This is a genomic window from Streptomyces sp. NPDC054841 (genome assembly GCF_053611045.1).
Genome location: NZ_JBSGZO010000784.1, coordinates 1 through 2,342, shown reverse-complemented (window position 1 = coordinate 2,342; position 2,342 = coordinate 1). Strand labels below are relative to the sequence as shown.

General features: G+C 72.3%; 5 protein-coding genes. 3 read left to right on the top strand and 2 right to left on the bottom strand.

Translation table 11 applies throughout. The annotated features are described in order from the left end of the window. On the top strand, window positions 1-225 hold a 225-nt coding region (locus ACWGI8_RS43175; RefSeq protein ID WP_453668968.1), incomplete at its 5' end, for a sensor histidine kinase. Between the two features lie 118 nt (window positions 226-343). Here the strand turns inward: ACWGI8_RS43175 and ACWGI8_RS43170 are convergent. Both ACWGI8_RS43170 and ACWGI8_RS43165 read right to left on the bottom strand, forming a co-directional pair. Further along, window positions 344-820: an SRPBCC family protein gene (locus tag ACWGI8_RS43170; RefSeq protein WP_453668966.1), complete on the bottom strand. Its 477-nt coding sequence runs from the start codon at window positions 818-820 to the stop codon at window positions 344-346. Continuing rightward, window positions 817-1,134: an ArsR/SmtB family transcription factor gene (locus ACWGI8_RS43165; protein WP_453668965.1), complete on the bottom strand. Its 318-nt coding sequence runs from the start codon at window positions 1,132-1,134 to the stop codon at window positions 817-819. Before ACWGI8_RS43165 ends, ACWGI8_RS43170 begins: the two co-directional genes overlap by 4 nt. A 115-nt stretch (window positions 1,135-1,249) precedes the next feature. On the opposite strand from ACWGI8_RS43165, the gene ACWGI8_RS43160 reads away from it, so the two are divergent. Both ACWGI8_RS43160 and ACWGI8_RS43155 read left to right on the top strand, forming a co-directional pair. Beyond that, a complete protein-coding gene (locus ACWGI8_RS43160; RefSeq protein WP_453668963.1) occupies window positions 1,250-1,738 on the top strand; it encodes an SRPBCC family protein in 489 nt (162 codons plus the stop codon). A gap of 29 nt (window positions 1,739-1,767) precedes the next feature. Then, entirely contained in the window at window positions 1,768-2,316 is a 549-nt protein-coding gene (locus ACWGI8_RS43155; protein WP_453668961.1) for a TIGR03086 family metal-binding protein, read from the top strand. Window positions 2,317-2,342: the final 26 nt, after the last annotated feature.

Here is a 2,342-nt window from a genome sequence, read left to right as displayed (position 1 = left end):
GTCGTGCTCTCGGTCACCGACGGCTGCGGCGGTATCCCCGACGAGGACCTGCCGCGGGTCTTCGACACCGGCTGGCGCGGCAGCCAGGCCCGGACGCCTCCGGCGGGCGCGGGCCTCGGGCTCGCGATCGTGCGGGGCATCGTCGAGGCGCACGACGGCAGCGCCGACGTACGCAATGTGACGGGCGGCTGCCGCTTCGAGGTCACCCTGCCCGCCGCCCCGTGAGCCGTGGGCGCCCCGTGAGCCCGTGAGCGGGCACGCCGGTGGCGATGTCGACGCCGGTGGTGGCGCCCGGTGGTAGCGCCGGGGATCACGTCGGCGACGACGCCGTATCCGGACGACGTCACATCCAGTGGTCGGCGCCGGGGTCCCCGCCCGTCGCACGCACCGCGAGCCGGCGGGTGTAGTGGGCCCAGCCCTCCTCGTGGGCGGTGCAGGCCTCGGCGGTGGGCAGGCCACTGTGCACCAGCCGCAGCAGCGTGCCGTCCTCGACGGGTTCGAGGGTGATCTCCACGGTGGTGGAGCCCGGGGGCACGTCCGCCAGGCCGCCCTCGGCCCAGCCCCAGGTGAAGACGAGCCGCTTGGGCGGGTCGACCTCCAGGAAGTGGCCCTCGGCGACGTTCTCACCGGTGACAGTGGTCCGGTAGCCGCCGTTCGGGACGAAGGAGAACTCGCCGTCGCTCCCCATCCACGACAGCCACTTGTCACGGTCCGTGAAGAAGCTGAAGACGGTCTCGGGGCGGGCGAGGATGTGCCGCTCCACGGTGACGCTGCCGGGCTGGGACGAGCGCTGTGGCTGCGCGGGTATCGGTACGGTCATGGCTTTCCGCTCCGTTCGGCCTCTTCCGCTTCCTGGGCGAGGCGGGCGAGGGTGTCGAGCTTCGTACTCCACATGGCCTGGAGGTAGTCGGCGAGCGGGCCGAGCGCCTCCCGGTCCGCCCGGTAGTACCGCTTCGTCCCGTCCTTGCGCAGCGTAACCAGCCCGGCATCGCGCAGCACCTTCAGATGCTGGGAGACCGCGCCGAAGGTGACCTCGAAGCCGGCCGCGATATCGCCGGCGGACAGCTCGTCGTCCCAGATCAGCCGCAGAATCTCGCGCCGTCTGGGCTCGGCGATGACCTGTACCGCGTCCATACGGGGAATTTTAGTCGAGGCTGTAGTTTGCCTCGTCGGCGACTTATTTTAGTCTCGACTAAAGAAGACGGATCCGGTCGCGGGTCCCACCCGTCACCCCCACGTAGGAGCCCTCATGGCTGACATCGCCCTCATCTACTCCCTCAAGGCCGACGCCGAGACCGTCTACCGCGCCGTGTCCACCGCCGACGGCATCGCCGGCTGGTTCACCGACGGAGCCGAGGTGGAAGGCGACATCCAGCGCCTGACCTTCCCCGGGCAGCCCGCGCCCTGGGAGTGGCGCGTAACCGAGGCCGCCGAGGCCACTGATGCCGCCGAGGCCACTGATGCCACCGAGGTCGGCGAGGCAGGCGAGGCGGGCGACGCCACCGCGGGCCGGCGTCTCGCGCTGGAGGTCCTCGCCGGACCGGACGACTGGGTCGGCACCGAGGTCGTCTACGACATCGAGGCCACCGGCGACGGCAGCGTCCTGCGCTTCGACCACAACGGCTTCCCCGCCGTCGACGACCACTTCCGCCACACCGCGGCCACCTGGGCCGCGCTCTTCCCCGTACTCCAGAAGTACGCCGAGACGGGCGAGCGCACCCCCTTCTTCACCGTCTGACCCTCGGCAACCAGGACTTGGAGCACCCCATGCACGACCACATCGACGAACTCGCCACCGCCGTCGCCGGCACCGCCCGCGCCGTCCGCCCCGAGCAGCTCGACGCCCGAACCCCCTGCGAGCGGTTCACCGTCGCCGACCTGCTCGGCCATCTCGCCGGGACCCTCGCGGACTCCGGGCGCGCCGCCCGTAAGCAGCCGCGCCCCGTCGATCCCGCGCCCGTCCCCGGCGATCCGGAGAACGTCGCGGCTCTGGCGGTCGCCGCCGCTGCGGCGTGGGCCGATCCTGCCGCGTACGAGGGCACGACGGATTTCGGCCCCGGCGAGATGCCGGCCGAGTTCGCGGCCGCCATCACCCTGGAGGAACTGGCTCTGCACGGCTGGGACCTGGCCCGCGCCATCGGCCGCTCCTTCCCCGTCGGCACCGGCACGCAGAAAGCCGTGCTCGGTGTCGTCGATCAGATCGCCGACCGGGCGCGCAGCAACGGCGGCTACGGCCCCGCGCTCGAAGCGCCTGCCGGCGCCTTCCCGTTCGACCAGGCGCTGGCGGCGAGTGGCCGCGATCCGCACTGGGCCTGACGCGGTCCCCGGGGCCGCCCCATCGG